The 16,735-nt window shown below is 53.2% G+C and carries 14 protein-coding genes; 3 read left to right on the plus strand and 11 right to left on the minus strand.

Annotated features, from left to right (window positions below; translation table 11 throughout):
- The 3 genes from A918_RS0118855 to A918_RS0118865 form a co-directional block, all read right to left on the minus strand.
- Nucleotides 1–1,480: ABC transporter substrate-binding protein (locus tag A918_RS0118855; protein ID WP_022712556.1), on the minus strand; the 1,480-nt coding region annotated here is incomplete at its 3' end.
- A gap of 44 nt (nucleotides 1,481–1,524) precedes the next feature.
- Nucleotides 1,525–3,375, minus strand: a complete 1,851-nt coding sequence (locus A918_RS0118860; protein ID WP_033316279.1) for an ABC transporter ATP-binding protein — start codon at nucleotides 3,373–3,375, stop codon at nucleotides 1,525–1,527.
- Nucleotides 3,376–3,386: 11 nt separating this feature from the next.
- Nucleotides 3,387–3,983: a winged helix DNA-binding protein gene (locus A918_RS0118865; protein WP_022712558.1), complete on the minus strand. Its 597-nt coding sequence runs from the start codon at nucleotides 3,981–3,983 to the stop codon at nucleotides 3,387–3,389.
- Nucleotides 3,984–4,107: 124 nt separating this feature from the next.
- Between A918_RS0118865 and A918_RS0118870 the strand changes: the two genes are divergently transcribed.
- The 3 genes from A918_RS0118870 (at nucleotide 4,108) to A918_RS0118880 (ending at nucleotide 9,556) form a co-directional block, all read left to right on the plus strand.
- Nucleotides 4,108–7,737, plus strand: a complete 3,630-nt coding sequence (locus A918_RS0118870) for a hydantoinase B/oxoprolinase family protein (protein ID WP_022712559.1) — start codon at nucleotides 4,108–4,110, stop codon at nucleotides 7,735–7,737.
- Nucleotides 7,738–8,039: 302 nt separating this feature from the next.
- Entirely contained in the window at nucleotides 8,040–8,762 is a 723-nt protein-coding gene (locus tag A918_RS21105) for a L,D-transpeptidase (protein WP_022712560.1), read from the plus strand.
- A gap of 269 nt (nucleotides 8,763–9,031) precedes the next feature.
- Entirely contained in the window at nucleotides 9,032–9,556 is a 525-nt protein-coding gene (locus A918_RS0118880) for a DUF2249 domain-containing protein (RefSeq protein WP_022712561.1), read from the plus strand.
- 7 nt (nucleotides 9,557–9,563) lie between these two features.
- Here A918_RS0118880 and A918_RS0118885 read toward each other — a convergent pair whose 3' ends face one another.
- The 8 genes from A918_RS0118885 to A918_RS21115 form a co-directional block, all read right to left on the minus strand.
- Nucleotides 9,564–10,724 carry an NnrS family protein gene (locus A918_RS0118885; protein ID WP_084664917.1) on the minus strand — a complete coding sequence of 387 codons (1,161 nt, stop codon included), beginning with the start codon at nucleotides 10,722–10,724 and terminating at the stop codon, nucleotides 9,564–9,566.
- Between the two features lie 136 nt (nucleotides 10,725–10,860).
- Nucleotides 10,861–11,307, minus strand: a complete 447-nt coding sequence (locus A918_RS0118890; protein ID WP_022712562.1) for a pseudoazurin — start codon at nucleotides 11,305–11,307, stop codon at nucleotides 10,861–10,863.
- Between the two features lie 120 nt (nucleotides 11,308–11,427).
- Complete coding sequence (locus A918_RS0118895; RefSeq protein WP_022712563.1) at nucleotides 11,428–12,123, minus strand: Crp/Fnr family transcriptional regulator; 696 nt, start codon at nucleotides 12,121–12,123, stop codon at nucleotides 11,428–11,430.
- Nucleotides 12,124–12,242: 119 nt separating this feature from the next.
- On the minus strand, nucleotides 12,243–13,253 hold the full coding sequence (locus A918_RS21110) for an FAD:protein FMN transferase (protein WP_051139104.1): 1,011 nt from the start codon (nucleotides 13,251–13,253) through the stop codon (nucleotides 12,243–12,245).
- Nucleotides 13,254–13,281: 28 nt separating this feature from the next.
- A complete protein-coding gene (locus A918_RS0118905) occupies nucleotides 13,282–13,818 on the minus strand; it encodes a nitrous oxide reductase accessory protein NosL (RefSeq protein ID WP_022712565.1) in 537 nt (178 codons plus the stop codon).
- A complete protein-coding gene (locus A918_RS0118910; RefSeq protein WP_022712566.1) occupies nucleotides 13,815–14,645 on the minus strand; it encodes an ABC transporter permease subunit in 831 nt (276 codons plus the stop codon). The genes A918_RS0118905 and A918_RS0118910 overlap by 4 nt, the downstream gene beginning before the upstream one ends.
- Nucleotides 14,642–15,562, minus strand: coding sequence for an ABC transporter ATP-binding protein (locus tag A918_RS0118915; RefSeq protein WP_022712567.1), 921 nt, complete (start codon nucleotides 15,560–15,562; stop codon nucleotides 14,642–14,644). The genes A918_RS0118910 and A918_RS0118915 overlap by 4 nt, the downstream gene beginning before the upstream one ends.
- Nucleotides 15,559–16,735 (minus strand): nitrous oxide reductase family maturation protein NosD (locus A918_RS21115; protein WP_022712568.1); only part of this gene is annotated, 1,177 nt, incomplete at its 5' end. The genes A918_RS21115 and A918_RS0118915, both read right to left, overlap by 4 nt.

Below are 16,735 nucleotides of genomic sequence, written 5' to 3' on the forward strand. Positions count from 1 at the left end.
AATCTTTCACGCGCTTGTTGATGCCGTAAATCGCTTTGAGATTGTAAAGCGGCATTTCCAATGCACGGTCGGCTGCGTATTTTGCGATTTCCTTGAGGATTTCTTCACGCTTGGCGCGATCGGTAATGGCGCGCTGGGATTCCAGCAGCTCATTCAACTTCGGATCATTGTCATACGGGTTCCACTTTTCACCGGCGTGATACATGGAATAAGCGGTATTATCGTAGTCGAATGTCCAGCCGCCCCATGACTGCTGGAACATCGCGCCGGTTTTACCCTGCGGGATGATGTCGTTCAGAAGCACGTTGGTTTCATATGGCTTGATGGTCGCATTGATACCGATGATCTGCAGATAGCTGGAAACAGCCTGCACAACTTCGTTGAAAGTTGCATCATTACCGCGAATGTCGATCTGCACGGCTGCACCCGGTTTTACACCGGCCTCTTCCAGAAGCTTCTTCGCGCCTTCTGGATCGTATGGCAGCGGCTTCATTTCGGCATCATAACCGAAGGAGAGGGCGCCCTGAAGGCTGGCAATCGGTTCAGCCTGACCACCGAGAATGGACTTGATGATGGTGTCGCGATCAACACCGAGGATCAGCGCCTTACGCACACGTTCATCAGCGGTAATACCGTCGCGGGTATTATAACGCAGCGAATAAACGGTTGGACCGGCAGTGGTGACAATCGCCAGATTAGGATCAGCTTCAATAGTCGGGATCATGCCGATCGGAATTGTTGGCGGGATTACCAGATCAACGCGGCCTGCCTGCAATTCGGCAACGGCTGTTGATGGTTCGGTGATGAAGCGGTATTCAAGTTCCGAGAGCTTTGGTGCGCCGCCCCAATGGTCAGCAAAAGCTTCCATCTGAATGCCGACTTTTGGCTTGTAGCTGGTGACTTTGAACGGGCCGGTGCCGACAGGATTGGCGTTGAAGAAATCATCGCCTTTTTCCTGAATATATTTTGGCGGCACGATCATCGCGCCGTAACCGGCGAGCTTGGTCATCAGAACCGGATCGGTTGCTTTCAGGTGGAAATCGACAGTCTTGTCGTCGATAACTTCGATTTTTTCAATTGCAACATAGTTGGAGCGCTGCGGGCCTTTGGCACCTTCATCACCGAGCAGACGCTCAAAGGTGAATTTAACAGCTTCTGCATTGAAAGGCTCGCCATTGTGGAATTTTACATTCTCACGCAGGTTGAAGCGGATACGCTTGCCTTCGTCCAGCTCTTCCCACGAGGTTGCGAGCGCCGGTACGATTTTCAGATCAGGGCCGCGATAGACCAGACCGTCATAAATATTGGTGGCAACAGATGCCCAGTTGACCAGAAATGTGTCAATCGGATCCCAGCTGCCCGGATCCTGCGGCGAGGATATAGTCATTTTACCGGCTGCGAATGCCGGTGCGGATGACAGGGCAACAGCAGACAATGCTGTGCCGACAGTCAGTGCTGTGAATAATGCTTTAAGCTTCATAATCTCGACTCCCCTTTTGTAAACAATGAAACAGATGTTAGATTTTATGCACTGCGGGCAATGAAATGCCCTTTGGCGATTTCTTCATGCTGCCAGATCTGCGGTTTGTCCTCGATCCGGCGTGTTGTGCTCGGAATTTCGCCTTCCAGCATTGCGCGGTTGGTGCGCGCCAGCGGATCGGCGACAGGAACGGCTGAGAGCAGGCGGCGGGTATAATCATGGGACGGTGTTTCAAACACCTGACGGCGTGAGCCGAGTTCCATGATCTGACCAAGATAAAGCACGGCCACGCGGTGGCTCATTTTCTCAACCACAGCCATGTCATGGCTGATGAAGAGATAAGCGAGGCCGTGTTCTTTCTGCAGATCCATAAACAGATTGATGATCTGTGCCTGAATGGAGACGTCGAGCGCGGACAGGGCTTCATCGGCGATGATCAGCTTCGGGTTGGAAGCGAGAGCACGGGCAATGCAGACACGCTGGCGCTGACCACCGGAAAACTCATGCGGATATCGTCCGGCAACGGCTGAACTCAGGCCTACACGTTCCAGCAATTCATCAACGCGCTTGGTGATCGCTGCCTCGTCAAGAATGAGGCCGTGGGTGCGGATCGGCTCGGCAATCGAGAAGCGGATGGTCTTGCGCGGGTCAAGCGAGGCAAACGGATCCTGAAAAATATACTGCACTTCCTGACGCATGCGGAAGCGCTCAGCAGAACTCATTTCTGAGAAGGCTTTGCCGTTAAAACGCATGTCGCCGGAAAGCGGGTTCTGCAATTGCTGGATTGTGCGGCCGATGGTGGATTTGCCGGAGCCGGATTCACCAACCAGAGCCAGCGTTTCACCCGGATGAATGTCAAAACTGACCTGCGATACCGCATTGCACACATGGGTGGTGCGGCCGAACAGGTTCTTCTTGATATTAAAGCGCACAGACAGATCGCGCACCGACAAGAGCGGCGCTTCATCGAGACGGGCAGTGTCCTGAATGCGGGTTTCACCGACCAGAACCGGTTTGTTATCTTCCAGAATTGTGACCGGCATGCGTTTCGGGAAATCTTCACCGGTCATGCTGCCGAGTTTCGGCACGGCTGAGAGCAGAACCTTGGTATAAGGATGCTGCGGATTGGCGAAAATATCGCTGACCGCGCCTTCCTCAACCTTTTTACCCTTCCACATCACCACCACATCATCGGCCATTTCCGCGACAACGCCCATATCATGGGTGATGAAGATCACGGCCATTTCCAGTTCTTTCTGGAGATCGCGGATAATGTGCAGAATCTGCGCCTGAATGGTCACGTCGAGGGCGGTGGTAGGCTCATCGGCAATCAGCAGTTTAGGGCGGCAGGCCAGTGCCATCGCAATCATCACGCGCTGGCGCATACCACCGGAAAGCTGGTGCGGGAAACGGCTGAGCATGCCCTGCGCATCCGGCAGGCGTACCATTTCCAGCAGACGCTGGCCTTCTTTCAGGGCGGCTTTCTTGCTCATTTTTTCATGAAGTATCAGCACTTCGGCAATCTGGTCACCAATGGTGAAAACCGGGTTGAGCGAGGTCATCGGCTCCTGAAAGATCATGGCAATTTCTTTGCCGCGAATACCGCGCATGGTTTTCTGTTCGGCTTCGAGCAGGTTCATCTGTCCCTGCGAGCCGGTGAATAGGATTTTGCCCTCAGGGAATTTTGCACCGAGCATATCTGCCAGACGCATCACCGACAAAGAGGTAATGGATTTACCGGAACCGGACTCGCCGACAATCGCTGTCGTGCGGCCGGAACGAACGGAAAAGCTCAATCCGTCCACCACGCGGGCGGTGCCGAACTCTACCGAGAGATCTTTGACTTCCAGCAGAGGCTGAGTTTCAGCTGTTTGGCGAAGCTGTGCGTCGTTCACTCCGGTCATCCTTATAGTGTAATGGCAGAACGGGCTGCCTGATTAAATGCACCCGACATAAAGCGCAGCAGAGCCGCCACTTCCGACAGGGTTTCTTCCGAAGGGCGGGCATTGGCTGTGGAATCCACGAGCAGACGCTCGCGGATCTGCGCATAACGCGCACAGGCTTCAGCGCCTTTATCGGTAATACGGACGGTCTTTTCTTTTGCAGCCTTGCCGGTGGTCAGCAAGCCGGCATTTTCCAGCTTGCGCAGGGCATAGGTCGCAATATGCGTGTCTTCAATATCCAGAACCAGACAGATATCGGCAAGTTTCTTTTCACGTCCGCGATGGCGGATGGAATGCAGGATCAGAATTTCAATCGGGGAGAGGCCCGGCAGCCCTGCGGCTGCCATGCAACGTACCATCCAGCGGGAGAATGCATGGGACGCGAGAATCAAACCATATTCCACTTCGGATAAAGCGGTAGAACCGCCTTCTGCCAGATGGGCGGAAGAGACAATAGGGCCGATGGAAGGGACAGGGCGCAAATGCTTAGGCAGGCTGACCTCGGCCATAAATGACTCGTCATTATGATCTGCCGGTGGCGGCGATTTTTTCCTGCTCATATTGCCAGTCTCCCAATCCTGTGTATTTTATGTCACCATCTTATCGACATTTTGTCAATAAAATGAAACTATGTTTTCCAATAAACATTCAGCGTAACGGCATAATTTTGTGAGGGAGCCGATAATGAGCGCAGCGACACAAGAGATTTCAGGGGCTTGGGACTTCTGGATTGATCGTGGCGGCACATTTACGGATGTTATCGGTCGTGACCCGCAGGGTGTGCTCCACGCCCGCAAAGTGCTGTCAGAGAATCCTTCTGCCTATAAGGATGCGGCTGTTCAGGGTATCCGCCTGCATCTGGGGCTGAAAACCGGTGAGCCGGTACCGACCGGTGCAATCGGTGAAGTGCGTATGGGCACAACCGTTGCCACCAATGCGCTGCTGGAGCGCAAGGGTGAAAAGCTGGCGCTGGTGACCACCAAAGGTTTCCGTGATGCGTTGCGCATCGGCTATCAGGAACGCAAGAATATTTTCGCAACGGAAATCATCAAGCCGGAAGCGCTTTACGACCGCGTCGTCGAGATTGATGAGCGTGTTTTGGCCGATGGCAGCACTGAATTGCCGCTTGATCTGGCTCAGGCAGAAGCTGCGCTGCGTGCTCTGAAAGCTGAAGGCTATAATGCCGTCGCAATCGTCTTCATGCATGCCTATAAATTTCCTGCCCATGAAGCGGCTGTGGCCAAAATCGCCCGTGAAATCGGCATTGAGCAGGTCTCCGTCAGCCATGAAGTGTCGCCGCTGATCAAGCTGGTCGGCCGTGGTGATACGACTGTTGTTGATGCTTATTTGTCGCCGGTTTTGCGCCGTTATGTGGCACAGGTTTCCCGCGAGCTGGATGTTGAGCGCACCGGTGCCCGCGTGATGTTCATGATGTCTTCCGGCGGTCTGACCGCTGCGGATATGTTTCAGGGTAAAGACGCTATTCTCTCCGGCCCTGCCGGCGGGGTGGTCGGACTTGCCCGTACCGGTGAAACCGCCGGTTTTGGTCAGGTGATCGGCTTTGATATGGGCGGTACATCAACAGATGTGGCGCATTTTGACGGCGAATATGAACGCGCTTTTGAGACCGAAGTGGCTGGTGTGCGTGTTCGCGCGCCGATGATGCTGATCCACACTGTTGCAGCGGGCGGCGGTTCTATTTTGCATTTTGATGCCGGTCGTTTCCGCGTTGGTCCTGATTCTGCCGGTGCCAATCCGGGGCCTGCCTGCTACCGCAATGGCGGCCCGCTGGCCGTCACCGATGCCAATGTGATGCTCGGTAAATTGATTCCGGATTATTTCCCTTCGATTTTTGGTCCCGATCAGGACAAGCCGCTGGATGTTGAGCGTGTTCGCGCATTATTCACGCAGATGGCCGATGAAATCGGCGATGATCGCTCACCGGAAAGCGTGGCAGACGGTTTCATCCGTATTGCTGTGGCCAATATGGTGGAAGCGATCAAGAAAATCTCGGTGCAGCGCGGCTATGACGTGACCCGTTATGCCCTCAGCTGCTTTGGCGGTGCCGGTGGTCAGCATGCCTGCCTGGTGGCCGATGCGCTGGGCATGAAGAATATTCTGCTGCATCCGATGTCCGGTCTGCTGTCGGCCTATGGTATGGGCTTGGCAGATATCCGCGCGACGCGTCAGAAAGCACTGGGTGCTAATCTTGATGCGGATGCGCCAGCAGAATTGCAGCGCCTTGGTGCCGAACTGGCCGCTGAATGTGTGGCTGAACTTACTGCACAGGGCGTGGAAGAGCAGGTTATTACCAAGCATCTGCGTGCGCATATCCGTTATGCGGGCACAGATACTGTACTTTCCGTTGAGGCAACTTATCCGGCGGTTGATGCGGCTTCGCGCCTGCGTGCTGAATTTGAAGCTGCGCATAAGCGTCGTTTTGGTTTCATTGCGGAAAATAAAGCGCTGGTCATTGATGCTGTTGAACTGGAAACCGTCGGCGGTGGTGCCGGTGAGGGCGAGGCAGCAGGCAATATTGGTGAGGCAACTGAAGCGCAGGCTGACCGTCAGACACGCTTCTACTCGCAAGGTGCGTTCCATGATGCAGCTGTTGTGGTGCGTGAAACCATGCAGCGCGGCCAGACTGTTACCGGTCCTGCAATCATTATTGAGAAAAACCAGACTATTATCATTGAAGATGGCTGGCAGGCACGCCTGACCGAGCATGATCATGTGGTGCTGACCCGCATTAAGGCGCTGCCGAAACGCGTTGCCATCGGCACCGAAGCTGATCCGGTCATGCTGGAGATTTTCAACAATCTGTTCATGTCAATTGCTGAACAGATGGGCGTGACTTTGCAGAACACCGCCTATTCGGTGAATATTAAAGAGCGTCTTGATTTCTCCTGCGCGGTCTTTGATGCGACAGGCAATCTGGTTGCCAATGCGCCGCATATGCCGGTGCATCTGGGCTCGATGGATGCGTCTGTTGCCACAGCTATCCGTGAAAATCCGGTCATTAAACCGGGTGACGTGTTCCTGATTAACGCGCCTTATAATGGCGGCACGCATTTGCCCGATCTGACCGTGTGTACGCCGGTCTTTGATGATGCGCAGACAGAAATCCGTTTCTGGGTTGCCAGCCGTGGTCACCATGCGGATATCGGCGGTATTGCACCGGGTTCGATGTCACCTCTGGCGGTGAATATCGAGCAGGAAGGTGTCTATATCGACAATTTCAAGCTGGTCGATCAGGGGCAGTTTCGTGAAGAAGCGCTGGCTGATTTGCTCAATGGCGCAAAATATCCGGTGCGTAATCTCACGCAGAACGTCAATGATCTGAAAGCTCAGATTGCCGCCAATGAAAAAGGCGTGGCTGAATTGCGCAAGATGATTGTGCATTTCGGTGAGGATGTTGTGAAAGCCTATATGGGGCATGTGCAGGATAATGCAGCCGAAAGCGTGCGCCGTGTGCTGGATCAATTGCCGGATGGTCAGTTCACCTATGAATTGGATCAGGGCAGCAAGATTGAAGTTAAAGTGACGATTGACCGTGTGAAGCGTGAAGCGACGGTTGATTTCACCGGTACGTCTGAACAGCGTCCTGATAATTTCAATGCGCCGCAGCCGGTTACCCGTGCCGCCGTGCTTTATGTTTTCCGCGTGCTGGTGGACGGCGATATTCCGATGAATGCCGGTTGTCTGCGTCCGATCAAAATCATCGTGCCGGAAGGCTCAATGCTGTCACCGCATTATCCGGCTGCTGTTGTGGCGGGCAATGTGGAAGTCAGTCAGGCTGTGACCAACTGTCTGTTTGGTGCAACCAAGGCCATGGCTGCGGCACAGGGTACGATGAACAATCTGACCTTCGGTAATAATGAATATCAGTATTATGAAACCATCTGCTCCGGTGCGCCGGCAGGGCCTGGTTTCAATGGTGCCGATGCGGTTCATACCCATATGACCAATTCACGCCTGACCGATCCGGAAATTCTGGAAACCCGATTCCCTGTGATGCTGGAAGATTTCCATATCCGTGAAAATTCCGGCGGTCGCGGCAAGTGGACAGCGGGTAATGGTACGCATCGTACAATCCGCGCTCTGGAAGAACTGGAATTTGCGATTCTCTCCGGCCATCGCCGCGTACGGCCGTTTGGTCTGGAAGGTGGTGAGGACGGTCAACTGGGACGCAATGAAGTCCGCCGTCAGGACGGTGCTGTCGAAGTGCTGAAAGGCTGCGATCAGGTAGTTCTGAAAGCCGGTGAGGCTTTCACCATCATCACACCAACCGGTGGCGGTTACGGCAAGAACTGAATTTTGACATAAGTACGAAATGAACAAAGCCCTTTGCCTGAAACGCAGAGGGCTTTGTTATAAATGCCACAGGTCATCCAGAAAACTTATTATTTCATACGTTAATTCTGTTTTTACCATGTTGTTGTCATAGATGTGGTTTCTCAGGTTTCAGACTTGCTGAATGAAAAACGCAGCCTCCCGCGTTCAGTAAATCAGAAAAGATAAATGAATGAAGTGAAAGATCCCGTGACTGCTCTTAAGCCTGACTTAAGGACAGACATGATAGTTCGGGGTCAATTCCAATGAAGATTGAGCTATAAATGTCTGAATTTGCATTCTCCCGTCGTCATTTCTTGCTTGGAGCCAGTGCTCTTGCTTTGACGGGTTGCGTTTCCACCGGTGAAACCAAGCGCCCTTCGGCTGATCTTGCAGCCAACAAAATCAAGCCTGTCACTCCGCCAATGTATTATGCAGTGTGGGATGAAGGCTATCAGGTTCCTGAAGTCGATGTGTCGAAAATTCCGGAGAAATTCTGGCGTACGGAAGTTGATTATATCACGGATGAGAAACCGGGCACGGTTATCGTCGATACACCGAATAAATATCTCTACCACATTAAATCCGGTGGCCGTGCGACCCGCTACGGTATCGGCGTTGGTAAAGACGGTTATGCATGGTCCGGCCGTGCGAAAATTGCCTATAAGCGTAAGTGGCCGCGCTGGACACCACCGGATGAAATGGTAGCCCGTAATCCGGCGCTTGAACCTTACAGCATCGCCAATGGTGGTATGGGGCCGGGCTTGCAAAATCCTCTCGGTTCCCGTGCCCATTATATCCATAAAGACGGACGCGACACGATTTACCGTATTCACGGCTCACCTGAATATTGGACCATCGGTAAATCCGTTTCTTCCGGTTGTATCCGCATGGTCAATCAGGATGTGATGCATCTGTATGATAATGTGCGTGACGGCAGTGATATCGTCGTTATTCCTGACCTGAACAAAACCGGACAGGCGCATTCAGTGATGGCCGCCGGTTAATCAGCTTTGTGGTTTACGCTCTTAATGAGTGTAAACCACACGCTTTTACGCGCGGTCACCGATATGTCCGTGCTTACCTCACTGTGTATTTTAGCGTAATTTTAAAAAGCTAATTCTTATTTCGAGCAATTTGCGACAGAACAAAATCTTGTCCTCAAACCATGATTATAATTCACGCATGGTTTGTTTATTCTCTGAAGACTTCCGGTTTAAACTGACCTCCTGAAAACGCACCGGAATCAAGATTCTGTCTATGACGGGGGATTTACATGCAAATAGTTGAGCTGGATGTACGGCCGGTGCTGCGCGAGGGCGGTGAGCCGTTTCCACTGATTATGCAGACTGTTTCCGGCTTGCAGGAAGGGCAATCCCTCAGATTGCTTGCAACTTTCCGTCCGGTGCCGTTGTTTCAGGTCATGGAGCGGAAAGGTTTTTCCTGTGCTGCCCGTGAAATTACCGGTGGTGACTGGGAGGTCATTTTCTCTCCGGCAATTTCAGAAGAAACCGCAGAAGAGATAAAGCCGGTCAGCCTGTCTGCCCGAACCGTGGTGCCGGAAATCTGGCCGGATCCGATGCATTATCTGGATTATTCATTGCCGGATCAGAAGACTGTTACGGAAGAAATCCTGCGCCTGCTTGGCAGAATTGAAGAAGGTGCGGTGATCTTTGCGCTGTTTTCAGCCGAGCCGCATTTCTTGCTGCCGGAGTTGGAAAATGCCGGTCATCAATGGGTCGGAAATTTTGATGCCAGCGGCGAAGCATACCGGATGATGATACGCTCCGGCGCTCATTGATTTGTTTTTATTCTGCCCGCTGGCGGCGATCCTGCAGCAGCATCGGTGCATATTCGATGACATAAAGGGTGAAGGCCGCGATCCATAACAGCGCCGACACTGCCAGAATTGTATGGAAATAATTCAGAACAATTTCCGCAAATGGTCTGAGGAGTGCTGAGGCAATCAGACAGACATAAGACAGAATGGTGAGCGGAGATGCGCTGAGCGCATTGCCGGTGTGTCCGCGTGTGGCGCGTCCCATTACAGCCAGCATCATGGTCGCGACAGCGCCGACAGTCAGGATATGCAATGTTGAATAGGCATTGAGCATATCCGCTGCAGACAAAGCGATAGCGATAAAACCTGCGGGAATGAAAGCATAGGCAATATGCAGGATGAGCAGGAGTTTTTCCGGTGCTGTTTCCCAGCCGCGCCAGCGTACCAGTCTCGCAATATGCAAGATCGCAGCCAGACTGGCGAGCACGAGTGTGACCGGCGTTTCCGGCGCAACTATCCAGCTTAAAAGCGTTAATGCGCCTGTGATGATACAAAGTGCATCATAGCGGTTAAACGGTACAGGAAAACGTGTTTTCTGATTGCGGTTGAGCCAGTTGCGGGTGAAGCTCGGCACGATACGGCCGCCAATAATCATAATCAGCAACACATAGGCACTGACAGCGATACGGCTGGCAAAAGTAATATCACCATCGGTTATCACGGTATAATGGAAGATCAGATTGGCGATGGTGAGAAGTGTGACACCGATCAGCACTTTCAGATTTTTCCATTGTTTGCCGGCAATGATTTCTCTTGCGCAAATAACCAGCAACAATGGCAGAAACAGGCTTTCCAATGCGATTGCCGCATAGAAATGGATGAGATCGGGATAGAGAAAGACCAGACGTCCCGCCAGCCAGAAACCGGCAAGAATGATCAGCGGTGTGCCGGAGACCGGCAGGCTGCCGGTCCAGTTTGGTACAGCAGTCAGCAGAAACCCTGCCAGAACCGCAGAACCGAAACCGAACAGCATTTCATGGGCATGCCAGTTGAGTGCATCATAAGAACCGCCCAGCGGCATGCCGAGTGTGAGGGATAAAATCCACAACAGCATGGCAAGCACAGCCCAGATACCGGCACCGAGGAAAAACGGTCTGAAACCATAACTGAAAAGCACAGGGCCGGTCATTTTTAACCCGCGCGGCACTGGTTTTCTGGTTTTGGTGTTTTCGTTTTTCAGATGGTCAGCGGTATCAGGGGCGTTCACAGCGGTGTCCTCATCTCAACATGCGGGCCGGTATGCAAACCTGCATCAGGCAGGGCTGTTATTTTTGTGCGCTGGCAATTGCTTTTTCGAGGCGCTGCTGCACCGGTTTTGGCTTTTTCGCGGCCACAATGGCATCGAGATTAGCCGGATTGTCACCGACAACGATCAGCGCGACCATGCCCATGGAATAATGCGGTGTGCATTTAACCAGATAAGCACCGTCCTGCTGAACTGTCAGCGTGTAATTCTCATTGATCTTGCTTTTGAACTTTTCAACGCCTTCAGGGATCATATCTTTGACCGACTCGACATTGTGACCTTTATCCGTCGGGATGAAGATGATGTTGTCGCCGGGATTGGCTTTGATATAGGCGGGCTCAAAGACCATTGCGCCTTCTGCGCCTTTATTAAGCATGTGTACTTCAATATCGGCAGCCAGAGACGGCAGGGTGAAGAGGGCGAAAACGCCTGCTGTCAGAGCCAGTTTTGTTGCGGTAAGTTTCATGTCAGTCTCCGAAAAAAGGTAACCGCTTCAGCGGCTGCCCGTTTCTTAAGACAGATTGAAACACACCTCTTTGTCGGGGCGCAAAGAGGCTGAAAAACCGGACAAAAATGGTGGAGTATTTTAGTCTTCGTGCTCGGCCAGTCTTTTAAGTCCGGTCAGATTGGAAACCAGAAGCAATTGCCGTCCGCCTTTGACCAGTCCTCTGGTTTCCCAGTTACTGAGTATGCGTGAAACCGTATGCAATGTGGTGCCGGTCATTTCGGCAATATCCTGCCGCGAAATCGGAAAATCAATGCGGATATCGGCGCCTTCATGAATGCCCGCTTCCTGTGCCAGCCGGATAACCGTATGGGCGATGCGGCGCTCCACTTCCTGCGTGGACATTTCACGGATACGGTTATGCGCCTGATCCAGCCGCTGGCCGATCATCTGCATGGCGTTAATCGCCAGCGTGGGATTGCGCTCCAGAAAGCTGTTCATCATGTTCATCGGCCATGCGAGTACAATACTGTCGGCGACCGCAATCGGTGTGCCCGGATATTCTGTGCGCCCGATTGCCAGAGCAAATCCGAATAAATCACCGGGATGGACGACGCGCACAATCAGCTGCTGACCACCGGCGGTGACCTGCATGACTTTCAACCGGCCTTGCAGAAGCAGGTAGAATGAGGTTGCTTTTTGACCTTGCTCGAAGACTTTAGCGCCTTTGGCAACAGGGCGCTGAGCCGCATTGGAGAGCAGTTTGTCCAGAGCGCTTTCTTCCATGCCTGCAAAGATCGGCAATGCGCTGACAAGCGTCCGGTCAATCATACTCATCCCTTTGCAGTCATGATACGCTATAGAGCCGTCGCCGTGACCGACCCTGTGTTCATCAATGTGGGATGAGTAGTAAAGCTTTGTGAAGCGTGGCGCAATTCAATATATTGCTATCATTTTCAGACTTTTAACCGCTGAAAACCATCTTTTTCAGTTTTTATATAGACAGAAGTTGCGGACATATTTTGCAGGATTGCACGGATTTCTGCCTGCTCCATCAGGCTGAAGGCTGTCGCCCATGCATCGGCAGAAGTTGCGTCAGGCGCGATAACTGTCAGGCGCTGATAACGGGACGAAGACAGTTCATGACTGTTCGCAGCTTTCGGATTGAGCAGATGGTTGAAATGCCCGTCCGGATCAAACCGGAAACCGGCGCCGCCGGATGTGGCCAGTGCATTACCGGAGAGTTGCAGCATCGCATCGGGCTGCGGATCGGTTTCAAGATCGGCAATACCGATCTGCCAGGGTGTACCATCGGGCTGCTTATCCAGACTACGATATTCACCCAGATTCACCAGCGTATTGGTAACGCCGTGGTCTGCCAGTAATTGCGTAATCAGATCAGTGATATAGCCCTGTGCCACACCGTTGAGGGTCATGGCCATATGCGGGCGGTCAAAAACAATCCGGTCTTTACTGAAACGCACGGCATCAAAGCCGGTTAAAGACTGCGCTTGCTGCAATTCCTGTGCGGAGGGGCCGGCGGCGGCGGCATGTTCTGCGGAGAAATGCCGCGCAAGACATGTCCAAAGCGGCTGAATGGTCGGGTCAAACAGACCGCCGCTTTTTTCCCAAAAACCACGGCATTTTTCCAGCAACTCAACCAGCTCCGGCGATGGCATCGCCAGAGCACCGGAGCGGTTGAGCGAGGCAAGTTCAGAGTCTGGCCGGTAAAGGCTGAAAATACCTTCCAGACGTGCGATTTCCGCACGAACCTGCCGGAGGAGGGCTTCTGCGGCCCTCTTATCGGGATGATGCAGAATGATTTTTGCCGGAGCGCCAAGGGCAAAGCCCTGCCAGATCACAGCATTATTATGTGCAGATGCACCGGCATGAAACGGCAGGAGGCTCAGACCCGCAGCAGCACAGCTGATACCGATAAAACGTCTGCGATTGATACGGCTTGTCATGGCAGCCTCCGTGCAAATATTCATGAGATTAGTGATGTGTGCTCATTGGTGCTTCAGCAGGCGTGTCTGAGGTGCCGAGAACATAGTCTTGCGGAATGTCGGCAAAGGTAACGATGTCTCCGCCTTTATCTTTGGCAAATTGCTCTGCCGCTTCACGGGTAGAGAAGGGCACGGTCTCTTTAGCCCCCATGCCGCCGGTGGCATTGCTGTTGATGACAAAGAAAGCCTTTTTCGCATCAACCCAGTTTTGTGCGCCCGGTTGCTCCCAGCTTGGAGCTTTGGCCATGTCGGAGACATAGATTGCCGCGATATTTTTCGGCTCTTCCGGCAACATGGTAAAAGCCAGCGTGTCACGGGCAGAGGAGAACCAGATGGCTTCACTTGCCGGATGCAGAATGATCTGTCCCTTCGGGCCGCTATGTTCCAGAACATTCATGCCGCAATAGCGCCCCATGGCAGCTTCCGTCAGCGCGAAAGGTGCCGGTGTCTCAGCCTGTTTTTCAGGCGAACAGGCGGACAGGGCAAGAGCGGCAATGACGGGGATGAAAAGAGAGATCAGTCTCATAGTTCTTTCCTTGAAAAGATGAGTATGGAAAGGCCGAGCGGGATGGCAGTCCATAGTCCCAGCGCCAGAGTGAGGACACCTGCGCTCAGAGTTGTGGTGCCAGCAACGCCGCCCATGCCGGTGAGGGCACCGGCACCGCCTGTGCCGAAATTGAGCAGGCGATAGGCATCTGTCGGGTTGATAAGCAGCAAAATATTGAGCAAAGCAGTGCCGATCATTTGTCCCTGATCAAAAACCAGCAGGCCAAGCAGTGCCATGTCATAGATCAGCACAAAGAGCAGCCAGATACCGATGGCAATGCCCGCAGCAGTGCTGCGCTCACGCACGATTGTGCTGGCGAAAAAACCGATGGCGATGAATACCGCGCCGAGCAGGACAGAGCTGCCGATCAGCGACAGCAAAGCCAGCCAGCTTGCCGCATCAATGCCGCCGCCTGTCAGCGCAAGCACTATGGCGGTGCTGCCATAGCCGAACAGGGTCGCGAAAGCGAGAATAGTGAGCTGTCCGAGAAACTTGCCAAGAATGACCTGTTTGCGCCCGATCGGGTAACTCAGCAGTAACAGCATGGTGCCGCGTTCCATCTCGCCGACAACAGCATCATGAGAGATCAGCAGCGCAATCAGCGGGATGAGAAAAATAGTGAGGCTGGAGAGACTGACGATCACCACATCCAGCCGGTTGGAGCCGATGGTGGTGCCGGTCGGTGCATTGCCGAGAAAGCCCATGCTGAGTGCCAGCGCAGCCAGCAGCAGAGTGGTTGCCAGCACCCAGCGGTTGCGCAACCCTTCCTGAATTTCCTTACCGGCAATATGAATGAGATTTTTCATTCCGCGGCCTCTTTAACTGTGAGGAAATGGGCGTAAAGCTCATCCAGTGTCGGTGCCATGACATCAATATCCGTGATGTTATGGTTTTGAGCGATAACGGAGTTCAGAACCTGCATTTTATCTTCTGCGGAGACATCCGCCTCAAAACTTGCAAAGCCGGTTTTCCGCCAGCCAATCCGCAGGGATTGTCCGGTGCTGTGCGGTGCGGTTTCCCCTTCGGCTAAACTGACACGGATACGCACCGGCAGACGCGCAATATGGCGCAGATCATCCAGTGAACCGTCTGCGATGACCTTGCCGCGATTGGCGATAATTACCCGTCCGACACGATTTTCAAGTTCGGTGAGCGCATGGGAGGACATCAGAATGGTGGTGCCTTCCGCACGCATAACCTCCAGCAAATCATAGAAGTTTTTGCGCAAGGCCGGATCAAGGCCGGTTGTCGGTTCATCCAGCAGCAGCACGGCGGGTTTGCCGAGCAGTGCCTGCGCCAGACCCAGCCGCTGACGCATGCCTTTGGAATAGGTGCCGACACGCCGGTCTGCCGCATGGGACAGGCCGACATGATCGAGCAGCGCGGCGGTTTCCTTCGCGGGAACGGATTTGAGCTTGGCGTAAAAGGACAGAGTTTCCCGTCCGGTCAGTGCCATATTGAAAGAGACATGCTCGGGCAGATAGCCAAGCTTGCGCCGTGCCGCAAATTGTCCGGCTGCGGGGTCTTCACCCAGCACCAGCACTTTGCCATGTGTCGGGCGGATCAATCCCAGCATCAGCTTGATCATTGTGGTTTTGCCTGCACCATTATGGCCGACAAGGGCAATATTTTCACCGGCATTCAGCACATAGGACGCATCGCTGATGGCATTGAATGTGCCATAGGTTTTGGTGACACCGGCAAGCTTTACAGTTTCAGTCATGATTTATTTTCGCCTCCGGATTTGACCGGCATCGCAGGCGGTTTCATCAGCGGATAGCTGTCAATGACACCACCGGGCATCAATGCGGGAAATTGCGTCTGCGCCCAGCGGATCGTCTGGATCGCCGGACTGTTGATAAGAATTTTGGCCTGCGGTGCTGTCCACAGCACTTTGTCGATCAGATCATTCGGCCGGTAGGGGCTGTCAGCAATGCCGTCGCCATTGAGGTCAAAGGCGGGATTGTCACTCCAGAAATTGCCGCGTCCTTTGGCCGACCAGTCGAGATTACGGGTGCCGACATATTTGACCTGATTGAGGTTGTTGATGAAGGCATTGCCGCTCATCACATTGCCTTCGGAACCGGCCGTGAAATGGATGCCGATGCTGCAATTTTCAAACTGATTGCCGGTGAATTTGTTTTTATTGGCGTTGTAGATGAAAACGCATTTCTCAGGCCCCAATCGCAGGTTGCCAGTCTCTGCAGACGGGTCAGTTTCCGGTGCTGGCATGCCGTGCTCGGCGCTTTGAACACCGGCATCCATCCAGCGGTCAGCCGATTGCATTCTGCCGATCACCCGATTGCCGGTGATGACGGAACTGTTGGCATAGTTTAGCAGCAACCCGTGATCGCGGTCGCCATCGGAAAGATTGCCGGTAATTTTAAGCCGGCTGGTATACATAATGGCAAAGCCGACAGAATTATTGCGCGAGATATTATCGCTGACTTCACTGTCATTCGTGTACATATAATGGACGGCAAAGCGCACATTTTCCATGAGATTACCGCGGAAAATATTCTTGCGGCTGGCATTGGTATAAATGCCGTCGCGGCCATAGCGGATGATATTATTCAGTACTTTTGCACCTGGTGCATTCCAGATGGAAACACCGCTGCCGGTTTGCGCCATGCGCACGCCGCGCTTGCCGATAATCTCATTGCCTTCGGCTACGGAATCCTTGGCACCATGCAGATAGATGCCGTAGAGATTATCAATCAGCCGGTTATTCTCCGCCCGTGCGCCGGTGGCGGTTTTGGCGATGAAAATACCGGAATTGAGATCAAAGAGATTGTCGCCGGAACCACGGATTTCCAACCCGCGAATGATGGTTTCCGGTGCATTGACAGTAATCGTATTGCCGGTGCCGGAGCCGTAAAGCACGGCTCCGGCCTCC

The sequence above is a fragment of the Pseudochrobactrum sp. AO18b genome, from assembly GCF_000409565.1.
Taxonomy (GTDB): Bacteria; Pseudomonadota; Alphaproteobacteria; order Rhizobiales; family Rhizobiaceae; genus Pseudochrobactrum; species Pseudochrobactrum saccharolyticum.

What these genes read in the sequence shown, in the direction of transcription:
- A918_RS0118890 (WP_022712562.1), bottom strand. Translation starts at nt 11,307, where the DNA reads ATGAAACTTACCGCAACAAAACTGGCTCTGACAGCAGGCGTTTTCGCC.
- A918_RS21110 (WP_051139104.1), bottom strand. Translation starts at nt 13,253, where the DNA reads ATGACAAGCCGTATCAATCGCAGACGTTTTATCGGTATCAGCTGTGCT.
- A918_RS0118905 (WP_022712565.1), bottom strand. Translation starts at nt 13,818, where the DNA reads ATGAGACTGATCTCTCTTTTCATCCCCGTCATTGCCGCTCTTGCCCTG.
- A918_RS0118870 (WP_022712559.1), top strand. Translation starts at nt 4,108, where the DNA reads ATGAGCGCAGCGACACAAGAGATTTCAGGGGCTTGGGACTTCTGGATT.
- A918_RS0118910 (WP_022712566.1), bottom strand. Translation starts at nt 14,645, where the DNA reads ATGAAAAATCTCATTCATATTGCCGGTAAGGAAATTCAGGAAGGGTTG.
- A918_RS0118880 (WP_022712561.1), top strand. Translation starts at nt 9,032, where the DNA reads ATGCAAATAGTTGAGCTGGATGTACGGCCGGTGCTGCGCGAGGGCGGT.
- A918_RS21105 (WP_022712560.1), top strand. Translation starts at nt 8,040, where the DNA reads ATGTCTGAATTTGCATTCTCCCGTCGTCATTTCTTGCTTGGAGCCAGT.
- A918_RS0118865 (WP_022712558.1), bottom strand. Translation starts at nt 3,983, where the DNA reads ATGAGCAGGAAAAAATCGCCGCCACCGGCAGATCATAATGACGAGTCA.
- A918_RS0118895 (WP_022712563.1), bottom strand. Translation starts at nt 12,123, where the DNA reads ATGAGTATGATTGACCGGACGCTTGTCAGCGCATTGCCGATCTTTGCA.
- A918_RS0118915 (WP_022712567.1), bottom strand. Translation starts at nt 15,562, where the DNA reads ATGACTGAAACTGTAAAGCTTGCCGGTGTCACCAAAACCTATGGCACA.
- A918_RS0118885 (WP_084664917.1), bottom strand. Translation starts at nt 10,724, where the DNA reads ATGACCGGCCCTGTGCTTTTCAGTTATGGTTTCAGACCGTTTTTCCTC.